The organism is Commensalibacter sp. Nvir (assembly GCF_963921845.1).
GTDB lineage: Bacteria > Pseudomonadota > Alphaproteobacteria > Acetobacterales > Acetobacteraceae > Commensalibacter.
Window position 1 is genome coordinate 1 of record NZ_CAWUGZ010000036.1, and the last position, 15291, is coordinate 15291.

Annotated in this window: 17 protein-coding genes; 12 read left to right on the forward strand and 5 right to left on the reverse strand. The window is 36.3% G+C overall.

Annotated features, from left to right (window positions below; genetic code table 11):
* Positions 1-384: hypothetical protein (locus AABE15_RS02725; RefSeq protein WP_338329748.1), on the reverse strand; the 384-nt coding region annotated here is incomplete at its 3' end.
* Between the two features lie 655 nt (positions 385-1039).
* Entirely contained in the window at positions 1040-2209 is a 1170-nt protein-coding gene (gene dinD, locus AABE15_RS02730) for a DNA damage-inducible protein D (RefSeq protein WP_338329749.1), read from the reverse strand.
* 544 nt (positions 2210-2753) lie between these two features.
* On the opposite strand from dinD, the gene queE reads away from it, so the two are divergent.
* Genes queE through AABE15_RS02745 form a run of 3 tightly spaced genes read left to right on the forward strand, consistent with a single transcriptional unit; the run spans position 2754 to position 4649 of the window.
* Positions 2754-3389 carry a 7-carboxy-7-deazaguanine synthase gene (queE, locus tag AABE15_RS02735; RefSeq protein ID WP_338329750.1) on the forward strand — a complete coding sequence of 212 codons (636 nt, stop codon included), beginning with the start codon at positions 2754-2756 and terminating at the stop codon, positions 3387-3389.
* Positions 3390-4115: a 7-cyano-7-deazaguanine synthase QueC gene (gene queC, locus AABE15_RS02740; protein ID WP_338329751.1), complete on the forward strand. Its 726-nt coding sequence runs from the start codon at positions 3390-3392 to the stop codon at positions 4113-4115.
* On the forward strand, positions 4116-4649 hold the full coding sequence (locus AABE15_RS02745; RefSeq protein WP_338329752.1) for a 6-carboxytetrahydropterin synthase: 534 nt from the start codon (positions 4116-4118) through the stop codon (positions 4647-4649). It abuts the gene before it with no gap.
* A gap of 296 nt (positions 4650-4945) precedes the next feature.
* Here the strand turns inward: AABE15_RS02745 and ubiA are convergent, their stop codons facing one another.
* Complete coding sequence (gene ubiA, locus AABE15_RS02750) at positions 4946-5866, reverse strand: 4-hydroxybenzoate octaprenyltransferase (RefSeq protein WP_338329753.1); 921 nt, start codon at positions 5864-5866, stop codon at positions 4946-4948.
* Positions 5867-5987: 121 nt separating this feature from the next.
* Between ubiA and AABE15_RS02755 the strand changes: the two genes are divergently transcribed.
* The 4 genes from AABE15_RS02755 (at position 5988) to AABE15_RS02770 (ending at position 10314) form a co-directional block, all read left to right on the forward strand.
* Positions 5988-6725, forward strand: a complete 738-nt coding sequence (locus AABE15_RS02755) for an RsmE family RNA methyltransferase (protein WP_338329754.1) — start codon at positions 5988-5990, stop codon at positions 6723-6725.
* A gap of 50 nt (positions 6726-6775) precedes the next feature.
* On the forward strand, positions 6776-8161 hold the full coding sequence (locus AABE15_RS02760; protein ID WP_338329755.1) for a glutamate--cysteine ligase: 1386 nt from the start codon (positions 6776-6778) through the stop codon (positions 8159-8161).
* Positions 8162-8419: 258 nt separating this feature from the next.
* Positions 8420-9583, forward strand: a complete 1164-nt coding sequence (locus tag AABE15_RS02765) for an iron-containing alcohol dehydrogenase (protein WP_338329756.1) — start codon at positions 8420-8422, stop codon at positions 9581-9583.
* Between the two features lie 53 nt (positions 9584-9636).
* On the forward strand, positions 9637-10314 hold the full coding sequence (locus tag AABE15_RS02770; RefSeq protein ID WP_338329757.1) for an outer membrane lipoprotein carrier protein LolA: 678 nt from the start codon (positions 9637-9639) through the stop codon (positions 10312-10314).
* Positions 10315-10328: 14 nt separating this feature from the next.
* Here the strand turns inward: AABE15_RS02770 and rsmI are convergent, their stop codons facing one another.
* A complete protein-coding gene (gene rsmI, locus AABE15_RS02775) occupies positions 10329-11198 on the reverse strand; it encodes a 16S rRNA (cytidine(1402)-2'-O)-methyltransferase (protein WP_338329758.1) in 870 nt (289 codons plus the stop codon).
* A gap of 100 nt (positions 11199-11298) precedes the next feature.
* Between rsmI and AABE15_RS02780 the strand changes: the two genes are divergently transcribed.
* A complete protein-coding gene (locus tag AABE15_RS02780; RefSeq protein ID WP_338329759.1) occupies positions 11299-12663 on the forward strand; it encodes a penicillin-binding protein activator in 1365 nt (454 codons plus the stop codon).
* Between the two features lie 579 nt (positions 12664-13242).
* On the opposite strand, the gene AABE15_RS02785 is transcribed toward AABE15_RS02780, so the two are convergent.
* A complete protein-coding gene (locus AABE15_RS02785; RefSeq protein WP_338329760.1) occupies positions 13243-14178 on the reverse strand; it encodes a lysophospholipid acyltransferase family protein in 936 nt (311 codons plus the stop codon).
* Between the two features lie 372 nt (positions 14179-14550).
* On the opposite strand from AABE15_RS02785, the gene AABE15_RS09230 reads away from it, so the two are divergent.
* The 4 genes from AABE15_RS09230 (at position 14551) to AABE15_RS02800 (ending at position 15274) form a co-directional block, all read left to right on the forward strand.
* On the forward strand, positions 14551-14715 hold the full coding sequence (locus AABE15_RS09230; RefSeq protein WP_408870244.1) for an MBL fold metallo-hydrolase: 165 nt from the start codon (positions 14551-14553) through the stop codon (positions 14713-14715).
* A 62-nt stretch (positions 14716-14777) separates the two neighbouring features.
* Positions 14778-14912, forward strand: coding sequence for a hypothetical protein (locus AABE15_RS02790; RefSeq protein ID WP_338329761.1), 135 nt, complete (start codon positions 14778-14780; stop codon positions 14910-14912).
* Between the two features lie 15 nt (positions 14913-14927).
* The gene (locus AABE15_RS02795) at positions 14928-15137 is read left to right on the forward strand and encodes a hypothetical protein (protein WP_338329762.1); all 210 of its coding nucleotides are present in this window, start codon (positions 14928-14930) and stop codon (positions 15135-15137) included.
* Complete coding sequence (locus tag AABE15_RS02800; protein WP_338329763.1) at positions 15134-15274, forward strand: hypothetical protein; 141 nt, start codon at positions 15134-15136, stop codon at positions 15272-15274. The genes AABE15_RS02795 and AABE15_RS02800 overlap by 4 nt, the downstream gene beginning before the upstream one ends.
* The last annotated feature ends 17 nt before the right edge of the window (positions 15275-15291 follow it).

Genomic DNA, 15291 nt, shown 5'->3' on the forward strand with positions numbered 1-15291 from the left:
TATGTATATTATAAGCCCAGGGTCTAAAAATAGGTCGAATAGTATGAACATATCAACTTTTTTATTATTTCTTGTATAGAATGTAACTTCATCAGGAAATATTACACATGAACCTTTCGCAGGCAAAATGAGGGGAGTATCAAATTTGGCATACGAATAGTATGTATGATCAACAACAAAATAGATTTCGTGTATCGCTTCCGATTTGTCTTTTTTGTTGACTAAAGTTATTTCACTAATTTTTGTAGTTTCTCCTAAATTGGAAGATATCCTACACCTATTTGAGATACTTGTTCCTATTTTTTGCCAATAAAAATAATAAGCTAATAAATTTATTGGAACTGTTATGAAGATGGTTTTAATTATATCAATAATTGAGGTCATACTCTTTTATCCTGTTTGTTCCGAAACTTTGTTTTAGAAACGTACTACATGATTTATGAGTTTTTATATCGCTATGCCTTGATTAATTTGTGATTGTATCGATCGACGAATCTCTATTTGTTAATTTGTTAGCAGTTTTATATTAAAATTCATGACATTTTATATTAGGTCAGGCAATTTATATTTTTAGGTTGCGCTAACAAACTGGAATGAAACTGTACCCTGTTTTATTTTGAATACGTAAAACTCTCCTTATTCAAAGAATGCCTATTTTTAGAGTGTGTATTTTTTTAGAAAAACAAACTATCTAACTCTCTGTTTTTTGTTTTTTGCTTGACCAGTCTTTTTTCGCTAATTGCATTTTTTTGGTGATGCCTTTAGGATAATAAGAAACCATCTAGTTGGCATACCTATCTTTTTTGGAGAGTCATGAATAAAATTTATTTGCTATAAAAATTGTATCGGTTTGTGGATAATTTGCCATCGTCAAAATCTTATTCGGCAACATTTCAACATCGCCATTACTTAAAGCAGAACAATGTTGTATTAAGAATATGTCGTCCATGGGTTTAAGTTTTATATACTATATGAGTATTAAATATGTGTATCATATATATATCGTTTCCAAAAAATAATGAAAAATTAAAATTAAAAATTACAAATCTTCTCTATCTTTAAAATAATCCTTAACGAATTCTAAACCTTTTAAAGTAATTTGAAAACCATTTTTGATATTATAAGCATACCCTTGAGCAATAAAATTATTCTTATGTTTTCGATTGGATTTTAGATTCCGTACAAGTTGAGGAAAACGCGTTTCGCCACGATCCGCTGAACTGTTCGTTTTGCTTGTAGGAGAAACAATATAATGAGGCAATTCTTCGATTAATTCAGACGTCATGATGATGCCTGCAGGTTTTGCCGCCATAATTAATAAGGCGTATTTCCATAAATCATGGCGAAGGTCAATTGCTATTCGTTGTTTTTTACTGGGAATGAGTGTTTGTAATTTGGCGTCTGGCAATTGCCTTTCAACCTCTTTAATATCTTGGGCTAGAGGTAAATTTTCTGGGGTAACCCCACTAATTTGCAACATGAGCTGCCTTATTTTTTTTCCTACCTCATAGTGCGTATGAAAAGCATGTTTTTTTGAAACACGATTATCTCGCCGTAGCTTTTCTTCCGTTTGAGTTACACGAAAAATATTGGCTGCCAACTCTGTATATCCCATATGATCCAATAAAGGTTCTTTATCGGGAAGGTTTCTTTTTTTCTTGAGCGAAGCAATATCGTGGTTATATAGCCCTAGATACCCTTTGTTGTAAAAGGTAGAAAAATCTTGATTATTTTGAATTCCTGATTGTTGAGCAGCAGAAGCTAATTCCTTATGATGGGCTTTAATTAAATTACGGGTTTGAAGACGTTTTTGATCCTCTTCTCTTTTTTGCTTCAATGCTTTTTCGTAAAGCTCGTGTCTGCGGGTTTGAATAGCAAAATAAGTATGAGCAAAGGCAATAGCTGGTTTTTTTGGATTACTGTTTTGAGCAACCAAATAAGCAGCATAGCGAGAAAGTTTAATATCTTTGCTATTTTGTTTTTTCTTTTTATTATTTAAAATAATTTCTTGAAAATAGTTTTCAGGATTTTCGTTATAATTGCGGCAAGCCTCTTGGGCTTTTTCTATGCAAACCATAAAATCATCCCAGCGCTTATAACCAAATAATTTTTGCAAATCGCGAGCATACCAGAATTCAACACCATTGGAATCAACATGAACTTTTTCTTCAAACGCATTCATAAGGTTATTAAGTTGATCGTCTTTCATGTTAATTTCCTTTATGCAAGAAACGTTTATCATCAAATCCAGCTCAGTTTATTTTTTGTAATAGATTAATTTTAATGGCAGTTTAATTTTGTTGTATAAGTTTTGCTGAGGGTTTAATTCAGGACAGATATAATTAAGGGTATCTATCTATATCCGTGATTTACAAAAAACCTTACTCAATTCAATATTTTGATCGTATAAACCCGAATAAGATCACTAAATTCTTATAGAAGGAAAAGAAGTCAGAGAGGTAAGGAATATTATAACCATATAGTGATGAAAGTCAAAATATCAATAGATTACAACTAGTTAGACGATGACTTTTCAAAAGTAATATCTCCTTAGTTTTTTTGCATTTTAAATTTTTTTAGTGTATGAACTCTATTAAAAATAAATATGTTTTTGGATAGCAGACGTTAATATTTTAATTTTTTTTTATTAAGGGCGAATAAAAAAATCATCAAACGTGCATACAATTTTTTGAAATTGATACGGGTGTCCGTCTATTTCAAAACAAAAATGTAAAGATTTGGATAACGACTAAATGAGTTACGCAGTTAAAGAAATATTCCTTACGTTGCAAGGTGAAGGGATGCATGCCGGTCGTACGGCTGTGTTTTGTCGTTTTTCTGGATGTAACCTTTGGTCTGGTCAAGAAAAAGATCGTGCGACATCTCTTTGTAAATTTTGCGATACCGATTTTGTAGGTACAAATGGTTTAGGTGGGGGTAGGTTTGAAAATGAACAGACTCTTTCCGAAGCGATAGAATTGTGCTGGGGAAAACAAAAAACGCGTTATCGTTTTGTTGTTTTTACAGGAGGTGAACCGTTATTACAGCTTGATCATGCATTAATTCAATGTTTGAAACAAAAGGGTTTTTACATTGCGCTTGAGACCAACGGTACCTTTAAGGTTCCTGAAGGCGTTGATTGGATATGCGTGAGTCCAAAAGCAGGAGCCAAACTGATTCAACGTTCAGGCGATGAATTAAAATTAGTTTTTCCGCAACAAGATCTGGACCCAAAGGATTTCACTCAGTTACCTTTTACGTATTTTCGTTTACAACCTAAAGATAATTGTTATAAACAAAAGAATTTGCAGCTAGCAATTGCTTATTGTCAACACTATCCTATATGGCAGTTGTCATTGCAAACGCATAAATTGATTGGAATTGTCTAAATGTCAAGCGCTATGCTTTTTTCTTCTGAAAAGGCTTTGGTTTTGTTTTCTGGCGGTCAAGATTCGGCGACGTGTCTTGCATGGGCATTGCAACATTTTGAAAAAGTAGAGACCATTGGGTTTGACTATGGTCAAAGGCATTCTGTTGAGTTGCAGTGTCGAACGGTCGTCCGTCAAAAGATATGCGAAGTTGATTCAAGATGGTTAGAACGTTTAGGAAACGATCATCTTTTGAAATTGGGAGATTTTGGGTCAATTTCAGAAACGGCATTAACCAGAGAGAAAGCCATTGAATGGGATAAACAAGGGTTACCCACTACGTTTGTACCTGGTCGTAATCTGTTATTTTTAACGTATGCTGCTATTGTTGCCGATAGACGTTGTTTAAAACATCTTATTGGGGGTATGTGTGAAACGGATTACTCAGGGTATCCAGATTGCAGAGACGACACGTTGAAAGCTTTACAAGTCGCTATTAATTTGGGAATGAATAATCGTTTTGTGTTGCATACGCCGTTAATGTGGTTAAGTAAGGCGGATGAGTGGAAGATGGCAGAGGAGCTAGGTGGCCAATCCTTAGTCGAACTTATTAATAAAGAAACACACAGTTGTTATTTGGGAGAGCGTAGCCAATACCATGAATGGGGTTTTGGATGCGGTCAATGTCCAGCATGTAAATTAAGAAAACAGGGCTGGGAAACGTACAAAGCAATAAAAGGAAATTAAGTGCTAGAATTAGTATTTACACGTCGTTATTCGATGGGTCATCGATTGATACATGGAGCGAATGGAATCTGTGCGACTCCTCATGGTCATAATGAAGAAGTAACTGTTTATTTAAGATCCCTTGATCCTCAACCGTTAGATGGAGGTGAAAACGTCGTTATTCCTTTTTATTATGCTAAATTAATGTGGCATCGTTTTATTGATCGTTCGGTTGATCATGCATTTCAGCTGGCTGAAAATGATCCAATTATTCATTGGTTTGTTGAGCACGAGCCAGCACGTGTTCCGCATTTGATGATTACTCCAGGCGATCCAACTACTGAATTAATGGCCTGTCTTTATATGGTTAAAGTAAATAGTTTTCTTACTTCTGAAAATATAGGTCTCAAGTGTGATAAAATATCAATTAAGGAAACGCCTACGAATACCGTTACATTTACAGGAGATCCTTTGCCTTTTATTCCTTGCAAACGTCCTCCAGAAAAATGTTGGTGGCATCGTGCGGATATGAGCATTTCTGATTTCGACCAGTAAAGCGAGTACTAAACAGCTGGGATGTAATCCCAGCTGTTTGACATAATCAGCAAATCATTTTAAAAAGTCAAAAGTGTTTTAATAAAATTTATACATAAATCCAGTTTTATAGCCTACAAAGTAAAACGTATTTTATGAAGACGGGCAGTAAAAACTGCTGGGTATATAGGTATTTTAGTTTTTTTCTATATGCTCTTAAAAATTACGTGAATTTTTTTGCAGTTAGGTTTTAGTAGATAAAAGTCTGGCTTGTTTAATTCTGTAAAATTATAAACAATTGAAGCTATTTCATTAAATTAATCCAGTAAATCACCGATTAAAAAAACTAAAGCAATCAATAGTCCAGCGTTGCGATTAGACTTAAACAGTTTGAGGCAATGTTGTGGATTATGAATATTCAGTTGGTAAACTTGATAGAAGAAATGAAGCGCTGGTAAAAACAAGACGAACAACGTCCAATAGTTTGATTTGTTCAAATAAAGGGTTAACGAAAGGCATAAGAGACACAAAAAAAACTGTACACCTACAAAAATTTTGCCCCATTGACCAGCCCATCGTGCGGTTGAATGTATGCCGACCCGTTGATCGTCTTCTATATCTTGATAACTATAAATTGTGTCGAAACCAATTTGCCAGAATATAGTTGCGCTATACAAAGCTGCTTGTGCCCAAGAGCAATATCCTGCTGTTGCTGCGTACCCTAAAGGGGCACCAAAACCAAAAGTAAATCCTAATATAAGCTGAGGCCAAATAAAAAAACGTTTAGTAGTAGGATAAAGAGCAACCAAAATTAGAGAAAAAGCCCCTAAAATCCAGGCTAGTTTGTTAAGCTGTAATAAAATTAGCAGACCAACAATTAAAAGAAAGAGTAAAAAAAAGAGGGCGTGTTTAAAAGAGATAACGCCACTCGCAATAGGTCTGTGCTTGGTTCGAGCCACTTGTTTATCAATGTTACGATCCCAGAGATCATTGATCACACACCCCGCCCCACGCATAATGAGACTACCAAGGGCAAAAAGAATGATGAGGCGTGTACGCTCAACAACAGCAATAGAATGCGGTAATAAAATACCCCATAAGCTCGGCAAAAATAACAGCCACGTGCCGATAGGCCTATCTAAACGACATAGCAACGCGTAGGCTTGCCAAGAGCAGGGTAAATAACGTATCCAAGTCGAGCTAATGTTTATGTCAGATAATGAGGGATGTTGGTTCAAAATATAACCTGAAAATTTAAAGGTGTATCTTTTGCAATTTTAGTTAAGATTCTTTACTTTATATTTATCAATACTGAATTTTTTTTTAAAAAAGCAACTTTTTAGCAATGGGTTATCCATAATGTCTTTTACGCCACGTATCTTTTGGGATCAAGACACTAATTCTCCCCTAGGGTCTGGAGAGCACAATGAGATGTCTGCCGCAATTTTTCACTATTTATTTGTGGTGTTAAGATTAAAATCAGGGGATGAGGTCTTGCTGTTTAACGAAAGGGATGGTGAATGGTCCGCCATCATTCATCAAACGGCCAAAAATAAAAGTAATTTTAAGGTTAAATACCAGATAAGAAAACCGCTAAAAATTAAAGGGCCCACTTTGGTTCTTTCTCCTTTGAAAAAGAGCGCTATGGATATATCCATTCGGATGGCAACGGAGCTTGGCGTTCAGTGTATACAACCTATACAAATGCTGAGAACGAACAGCCATTACATTAAAGAAGAAAGATTTCGTTCTATTGCTATTGAAGCCGCTGAGCAAAGTGGTCGTTTAAGTGTCCCTGAAATAAAACCTCTTGCGTCTTTGTCCAAATTTTGCGAAAATTGGCCTAGAAACAAAACGTTGTGGGTTGCTGTTGAACGCTTTAAAGACAAACAACATAATATAGATAGCAATTCCGAAAATTATTGTGCTGATGACGGCATATTGATTGGACCTGAAGGAGGATTCGATCCCCATGAACTTCAAAAACTCCTACTCTACCCATTTATACGCCCCTTTTCTTTAGGAAACTTGATTTTAAAAGCTGAAACCGCGGTCGTGGTTTCGCTTGCAAGATGGTTTCCTTTTGTGAGTGCCTAAGTCTTGCAATTTTGCAGTCCCCGCATTGTTCATTTGAGATAGATGTTTATATGACCAGTACCCTTGATCAAGATCAAACCCCGATTACCTCTTTAAATCAATTAGCCGATTATTTGGCATTGGGCTGTAAACCGATCGAAGAATGGCGGATCGGGACAGAACATGAAAAATTTGGCTTTAATCTAATACCCGATCGAGAAAATTATTTGCTTTCGCCGCCTTATAGTCCTCATGGAATAAAAGAAATTTTGTCACAACTGCAGGACCTTCATCCTCATTGGCAAGGGGTCTATGATGAAGAAAACCTTATTGGATTGATTGCAGATTATGGGGCTATTTCACTAGAACCGGCAGGTCAGTTTGAGTTATCCGGAGCAGCCGTAGCCAACTTACATGAGACTAAGCGGGAGATGCTTTCGCATTTTAAAGATATTCATAGTGTGGTTGACCCTTTGCACTTAGCTTTTGCACCTTTAGGATTTCATCCTTTTGCAAAAAGGGAACAAATGCCTTGGATGCCTAAAAGAAGATATAAGATTATGAAAGCTTATATGCCTAAAGTTGGGAAGTTAGGCTTAGACATGATGACCAGAACCTGTACAGTACAGGTTAATTTAGATTTTGCATCTCAAGAAGATATGGCACGTAAAATGCGTGTTTCTTTAGCTTTGCAACCTCTGGCCACAGCTCTTTTTGCGAATTCACCTTTTTACGAAGGTAAACCTTGTGAGTATCAGTCTATGCGCTCCTTTGTATGGACGGATACGGACAATCAGCGTTGTGGCATGCCAGAATGTATCTTTGCTTCTGATTTTGGATTTGAAAATTACGTTGAATGGCTGTTAGATGTTCCAATGTATTTTGTCATGCGTGGCGACAAAATGATTGATGTGGCGGGTGCTTCTTTTCGTGATTGGCTCAAAGGGAATCCTCCCGATGGTATTAAGGATAAAGCACCAACAATGGGTGATTTCAAAAATCATGTCACAGTTGCTTTTCCCGATGTAAGGTTAAAACAGTATATAGAGATGAGAGGTGCGGACGCAGGCTCTCCTGAAATGATGATGGCGCTATCAGCTTTTTGGACGGGATTGCTTTACGACCCCAACTGTCTTTTGGAAGTTGAATCTTTGGTCAAACAACACCCTTGGTCTGCTTATGTACAATTGAGGCCACAAGTATGCAAGAATGGGTTGTCTGTAAAGTTAGGTAATGAAAATTTGCGTGCGTTTGGAAAAAAGATTCTTCAACTCGCACTAGAAGGACTGCAAAAACGTAAACAATTAAATGAAAAAAACGAGGACGAACAAATCTACCTTGCACCGTTACAGGCAATTGTGGATGGAGCACCTAATCAGGCGGAGCAGTGGCTGCATCGTTATCAAACAGCGTGGAATGGTGACTTAAGTCACATTGTTCAAGAAGCGCGTATTTAAGTTCAGGTATATGTATTAATTGGTTATGTCGCTGTTCGTTTTTTAAATCATACTTTAACCCTATTGTAGTTTCATTGGATGTGAATAAGTGATCTAATATAAAATTAGTGTTATGTAGTTGAAATTATGACATTTATTACTTTTATTTTTTATTGTTCAAATAAAATATTCGTTACTTAGTTACCAAAAATAATTTAAGAAATAAGTACTATGATACAGGCTGTGTAAAATTTTTTGGTTTGTTGTAAGGATAGAGTTATGTCGTTAAATAATTTTGAATTTTATAATCCAACCCGTATCGTTTTCGGCAAAGATACCATCAAAAGACTGAACGATTTAATTCCTGAGACCGCAAAAGTTTTAATTATTATTGGTGGAGGAAGCGTACGTAAAAATGGCACCTTAACCGAGGTTGAAGAAGCGCTTAATCCTAGACAGTACGAAATTTTTGAAGGAATTGAACCCAATCCCATATTCGAAACCTGCATGAAAGCGGTCGAGAAGATAAAAGAAGGAAAGTTTGATTTTGCTTTGGGTGTAGGCGGTGGTTCGGTTATGGATGCGACTAAATTTATTGCTGCGGCCGTAATGTATTCGGGGAACTGTTGGGAAATTGTCGAAAGCAAGGGAAAAAACATTCAACACGTTATTCCATTTGGATTTTTGGCAACGCTACCGGCAACAGGTTCTGAAATGAATAAAAACTCAGTTATTTCTCGTCGAGAAACGGCGGACAAGATAGGAATTGCCAACCCACTCCTTTATCCAATTTTTTCTATCCTTGACCCCACAAAAACCATGACGTTACCAAAGCATCAAATTGCAAATGGTTTAGCTGATTCTTTTGTACACGTTACAGAGCAGTATATTACGTATGATATTCATGCTAGCGTACAGGATCGTTTTGCCGAAGGGTTATTGCTTACATTAATTGAAGAGGGTACAGAAACATTCAAGCATCCTGAAGAGTATCAATCTCGTGCGAACTTTGTTTGGGCTGCAACCTTAGCTTTGAATGGCCTACTTGCAACGGGCGTACCTACCGATTGGGCAACGCATATGATTGGACATGAATTAACTATATTATACGGTATTGATCACGGACGCTCATTAGCCATTATTTTGCCAGCATTGCTAAATGAAATGCGAGAGGATAAAAAAAGCAAGTTGTTACAATATGGTCGGAGAGTATGGGGATTAAAGGGGTCTGACGAAAATGCAATTATCGATCAGGCTATTGAAAAAACGAGAGAATTCTTTGAAAGTTTGGGCATAAAAACACATTTAAGGGACTATACGCAAGATGACCACGTTGTTGAAAAAGTTCTTGAGCAATTAAGAAGACACCATCTGACTGCTTTGGGAGAAAGAAAAAATATTACTCTTGAAGTAAGTAGAAGAATTTTACAGGCAAGCCTTTAATCGATAATCGTGATAAGAAGTCGTTGGTAAAAAATGAACGAAAGACTTGATGTATGCATTTAAGATATGGTTTGAAAACAGTTATAATAATAAGCCTAGCATGTTTTTGCATTTTTTCTCAAAAGACAAAGGCACAGAATGTAGACTCTGCGGCTTCTTTTGCTAATGCAAGTTCTTCGATTGTTCGTGCATTTCCTTTGAAACCTGATGAGCAAGCCTGGGTCAATCAAGCTCAGAATTGGATCAATGCACTCACCACTCTTAGGGCTAGATTCCAACAAATTGCTTTTGATAACCGAAGCAGCACAGGAACGGTTTGGATCAAAAGGCCTGGTCGTATTCGTTTCGAGTATAATAAACCTAGCCAAATTGTATTAGTGGCTAATCATGGTAAAATGGTTTTTCATGATGGTGAAGTTGATCAAACTACCACTATACCTTTGGATCAAAATCCTTTAGGTTTACTTCTAAACCCTCAGTTGAGTTTTACAGGAAGTGTAACTATAACCAATTTTAGCACAAATGATCGTGGTTTATTTCAGATTACGCTCGTTCGAACCCTATCGCCTTCTGAGGGTAATTTGACATTAATTTTCAATCAAACCCCTTTATTTTTGAAGGCTTGGCAGGTCGTGGATGCTCAGGGACACAAGACGCAGGTGGATTTATATGATCTTAACCCTGATATTTCTATAAAAGAAAATATATTTAAATTAGATTTTAACGATTAAAGGGAATGGTTTTTTTATTGTTTACTCAATTCAAGTGCTTTTTGATAAACGATTTTTTTAGGTAAATGGTTGGCTTTGGCAATCGCGTTAGAAGCATCTTTTACGGACATAATGGTCAATGCATCCATAATTTGTTTTTTAAGATCGTCATCATTGTATTCTGAGAGCTGTAAATTTGGACCAAGTAAAACCGTGAGTTCGCCTCGAGCAGGATTTGATGAATAATGATTGCTTAATTCTTTTAATGTACCCCTTTGGACGTCTTCAAATTTTTTAGTGAGTTCCCTTGCTACGGCAGCTTGTCTATCCTCTCCGAAAACGATAGATAAATCTTCTAGCATCTCGGTCAAACGGTGTGGGGCTTCATGCCAAATAAATGTTGTTTGTAATCCAACATGTTCTGCACCTTTTAACAATCCAAAGGCCGTCTGTCTTGCTTGAGATTTTGTGGGAGGAAAGCCAACAAACATATAGGGGTAAGGTGGTAGACCCGATAAAGTAAGTGCCATAATGGCAGCATTTGGACCAGGTATTGCCGTTACGTCATAATTTTTCTCAATAACAGCTCTTACCAACCGATACCCTGGATCAGATAAAAGAGGTGTCCCTGCATCAGAAACCAAGGCAATTTTTTTTCCTTGTTTTAAATCCATTAAAATCCGATTTATACGTTGACTTTCATTATGTTCATGAAGGCTTTCCATTTTTAATGTTATGCTATAGGCTGAAAGAAGTTTTGCTGTAATTCGTGTATCTTCACACAGTAATAAATCGACAGTTTTTAACGTTTCTTTAGCTCTAAGGCTAAAATCATTTAAATTACCAATAGGCGTAGAAATGAGGATAAGCTCTCCAATAGAGGAGTGAGGTTTTGTATTTATCATTAAATCTCCGTGTTTTGATTTGAGTATATCGAATTTTTGGCTTTCATGTTATCTATAATGTAACCAAATAGGCCCAGGTTTTATGTTGAGGAGCGTCGAGGTGTTTAAAAAGCGAACATATTCAATCGGAAGTATTTTTTGTCATCGCGTGACAGCTAGAAATTGGTTTACTATCAACATCTGCTTATTTCTTTTTATTTTGGCATCCTGTTCAACTCGTACCACCAATGAAACACACCCACCTATTATTTCGGGTGAAGAAAACCAGAAAATTATAACGAATGGAGAGCAAAAGATAGGTTTGTTGTTACCATTAAGTGGTAGAAATGGTGCATTGGGTCAAAACATGCTTAATGCAGCAAAATTGGCTTTGAAGGATACCCCCTCTCCTACCCTAGACGTTCAAGATACTCAACAAGTCGGTGGAGCTATCGAGGCTGCACGTCGGGCGCTTGCGTCTGGCGACGCCATTATTTTGGGTCCTCTAACGGCTAAAAGTACCACAGAAGCAGCTTCAGTTGTTTCTATGAAAGTGCCGCTACTTGCCTATACCAGTGATGTGAACGTTGCGGGTCCTAAGGTTTGGGTTTTTGGTTTAACACCTGAACAACAAGTGATGACTATGGTTCTCTTAGCAAAGCAAAATGGTAAAACCAAATTTGCAGGATTTTTCTCGGATAATGCCTTAGGTCACGCTATGGCTGATGGACTCATCAACGCTTGCTCAAAATTGAATTTGATGCAGCCTAATATTGTTTACCACGATGCTACAAAAGAAGATATCGTGCAAAAATTAAAAATACTTTCTGAATACGATAGGCGTGTAAATCTTCAAGAAACTCGCCATGCACAACAAACACCAGGTGAGGATAAGAATTCTGCTTTAAATACAAGCAATGATGATCTTTTGAATCAATTAGCTCCTACTGAACGTGCTGATAAACCAACAGATACGTTAGCTAAAGTCAGTGAAGATTCCATTCCATTTGATGCTTTGTTGCTTTCAGATACAGGATTGCAATTGCAGTCTGTTATTGAGGCGTTAAGTGAAGCAAAAATTTCTTCTCAGCAAGTTCAAATTATGGGGCCAGCCCTTTGGGCAGCGTTTGCAGGCAAGCTTAAAAAATTAGAAAATGCTTGGTATGCGGCACCTGATCCAAATAAACGTCAAGGGTTTGTAAATCAGTATATGGCTTCTTATGGTCAGGCACCTAAGCAATTATCCGATTTAGCCTATGATACTGCAGCGTTAGCTAAATTCTTAAATCAAAGAGGTGGATATACACTAGAAAATTTAACCCGTGCAGATGGTTTTGATGGTGTGGATGGTTTATTTGTTCTTAAAGCTGATGGACATGTAAAACGTGATTTACAGATATTTCAAATACAATCTACAGGCGGTGCGAAAATGCTTCCTGTTAATGTAAATAGTTCGTCAGATGTACAGAATAAAATTTCTCATTAACGGATAATGTATATTACAAGCTGTGCGTTTGATTGGTTCGTTGCACGGCTATTTTAAAAATAATTATCTATGATGGAATAGTATGCTTAATTTTAAATAAATTTATTTAAAATTAATTGTAAGGATCACTTATGGCTTTGAAAAAGTTCTTTTTGAATCGTCTGTAATATATGAAGGATGGTAAAATCTATAAAATCAAAGCGCGTAGCGGGTGTTAGAAAAAAATATATTTTGGAAAAATAAACTGGCTTACTTATTTATGTAAGTTAAGTACGGATCACTATTAGATCAGTATCATTCATGAGCGTTTTAGGTAAAGTAAGTTGCTGACGTAGCCATCATGCGTCATAATAAAATTATGTGTAATTACTTTTCCTCAGTAGTAATACACAAACTTTTAATTAAATCATTTATAAGATTTTTTTTTAAACAAATGGTGTCGGTCAAATTTTTATTGATTATATTTAAGTAATTTTCACTTTTCTTTCATAGCGTATACGTGATTTTGCGCTATATATACAAAATAAAAACCAATCCAAAGGTATATTTGCTTTCAATATGTTGAATTCATTCAGTATCTTAGTGATAAAATTTATTTGGCCAACGCTTGTGAAGCCATAACCATTGTTCAGGATTTTTTCTAATCCATTTTTCCAAAGTATCGTTGATCACTTGGGTTAATTTTCTGATATTTTCAGGCTTATTTTGATTAAACGACGTGTAGTCAATAGGAGGTTCAACAACAATACGTAACCGCGCGGGTCCTAAACGTTCAACATAGCCAGGTATAATAGGGCATTGGAGACGAAGAGCAAGGCTGGCGACTGCAGACGACGTCATAGCAGGTTGGCCAAAAAATTGGAGTTCTACCCCATCATTCATTTTTTGGTCGCTTAAAACACCGAGCCGATTACCTTGCAAAACGTGTTTTAAGGCTTGTCTGGCTCCTGTTGCTCCTTTAGGAAACATAGGAATTTCCCCCCCCATGGCTTCATAGCGTAAGTGTAAGATTAATTGATTAACATAGGGGTTGCTCGCTGCGCGAAAAAAAGAAGAAAAAGGCATACCGTAACGTGCAACGCCCGGCGGAAGCATTTCCCAATTGCCAATATGACCAGAGAAAAATAGTACAGCTCCGTTTTTTTTGGCGTGTTCAGTTAAATAATTTGAACCTATAATTTCCCATCCTGCGCCTTCTGTGGTGTTTTCTTGCAGTTGGTTTATATGGGGAAATTCGCACACTATACGGCCAAGATGTTCCCAAATTTTTTTAATCATTAGTTTGCGTTCACAAGCAGATAACTCAGGCATAGCTAAAAGTAAATTTTTATCAGCAATTTCTGATTGCGGTAAAAAAGGACCTATAGTACGACAAATCCAGCCGCCAAGATTAGAAGCTTGTTCAGGTGTGAGCAATCGACAAAAATGAATACAAATTTTAGCGAGAACATATTCAATAAAATACAAACCATGCCGATAAGAAAATAGCGTTTTTTTTAACTTGAAATTTAACATAGTATACGAGTGTATAAAAACTTTTTAAAGTTTGGTCTAGCTAATTACTTTATAATATTCAAAGAGCATTTTAAAGACATACTGTGAAACATACTCGTTATCAAAGTCTTCAAAGTGATTATTTTAACGGTTGTCAATTTTTCAATCCTGGTTCTTCAAATAAAACAGGATGTTTAAACGTAGTTAATCGTTTAAACATGTTAATTCAACTAGCGAGTAGGTCGTGGTCTGGTTTTATGCCTTAAGCAGCATTCATTCATCCATCCGAATGAAAAAGAGGCAGAGTTTGAGGTAAGTATAGTTGGACATGCCAGTGTTTTGATACAACTCGAAGAAAAAAATATTTTAGTTGATTTCCTTTGGTCTACTTGAATAGGTCCTTTCTTTTTTTTAAAGAAAAAAAGAGTTAGTCCACCAGGTATTCCTTTTTCTAAGCTTCTGCCTATTGATGCAGTATTAATTACGCATACCCATTACGATCATATGGATTTTCCACTTTACGAAAATTATTTAAACGGCATCATCCAATCTTCTTAACTTCATTAAGGAATGATACTATTTTAAAAAGAGAGTATTTCTTCTAAATTAATGTTCGATCCATGGATTGGTTTGAAGAGTTTGCTTTAGGAGATCGTTTGAAAATTACATTATGGCCAGCGTTTCACCGTTCAGGTAGAGGTGTAAACTATTGCAATCACGCTCTATGGGGTGGGTTTGTTCTTTCTACTAATTAACAGAGTGTATATTAGGTGGGTGACACAGGTTACGATAATGGCTCTATTTTTAAAAAAATAAAATTCATTTATCCTGGGTTGGACTTAGCGATTATTAATATAGGATCGTGTCATTTAAACTCTTTGTTCCACACCTATAATATTAACTCAGAAAAATCCGTAAAAATCCTTCAAGATTGTGGTGCGTTGCAAGCTTTGGGCATACATTGGGTACATTTTTGTTGAGCGAAGCAGAGGTATCTGCTCCTGTTCATCGTCTTTATGCTGCATTACGAAATTCATGGTTGCCAATTAATCAATTCATTTCCTTAAAGCCTGGGAAAGTTTGGCAATTAACCAAAAATAGTTTACCGTATTTTTGATTGGACGAAGCAATGGA